Origin of the sequence: Mesorhizobium sp. M8A.F.Ca.ET.165.01.1.1 (genome assembly GCF_004792065.1) — a bacterium.
Taxonomy (GTDB): Bacteria; Pseudomonadota; Alphaproteobacteria; order Rhizobiales; family Rhizobiaceae; genus Mesorhizobium.
The window spans coordinates 1,905-2,378 of the sequence record NZ_SRTH01000039.1 but is presented as its reverse complement, the minus strand read 5'-3'; the positions used below and the strand labels follow the sequence as shown (position 1 = coordinate 2,378).

Annotated in this window: 1 protein-coding gene; it reads right to left on the bottom strand. The window is 65.2% G+C overall.

The features are described from left to right. Positions 1-474, bottom strand: a 474-nt coding sequence (locus EN808_RS36640) for an Ig-like domain-containing protein (RefSeq protein WP_210235483.1), incomplete at both ends; no start/stop codon positions are given.

Genomic DNA, 474 nt, shown 5'->3' with positions numbered 1-474 from the left:
TAGTCAGCGTGGTCTGCGAGGTGTCGCCGTCGCCGTCCTTCAGCGTGTAGGTGAAGGTATCGGTCACTGGAGAGGCGTTGCTGATGTTGGAATTGGCCACGTAGCTATAGGTGCCGTCGGGGCTCAGTGTCAGCGTGCCGTACTGGCCGACGACATGGAAGTCGCCGCCCACCACCGTCGTTGCCCCAGAACCCGTCACGCCGCTCACCGCGGCGCCGTCGGCACCCTTGGTGTCGGCGCCGGCCGCATTGCCGTCGCTGCCGACGCCGGTAATCACGTTGCCGCTCGCCGTGCCGCCTTCCGAGACGCTGTCCGTGTCGGCAACCGCCGTCGGCACGTCATCGATGATGGCGATGGAGAGCGTCGTGGAGGCCGGATCACCGTCGGAATCGACCACCTGGACGGCGAAGTCGTCATGGGTAGTGTTGCCCGAGGTGTTGTCCAGCAGCGTGTAGGAATAGGTGTAGCCTGTCG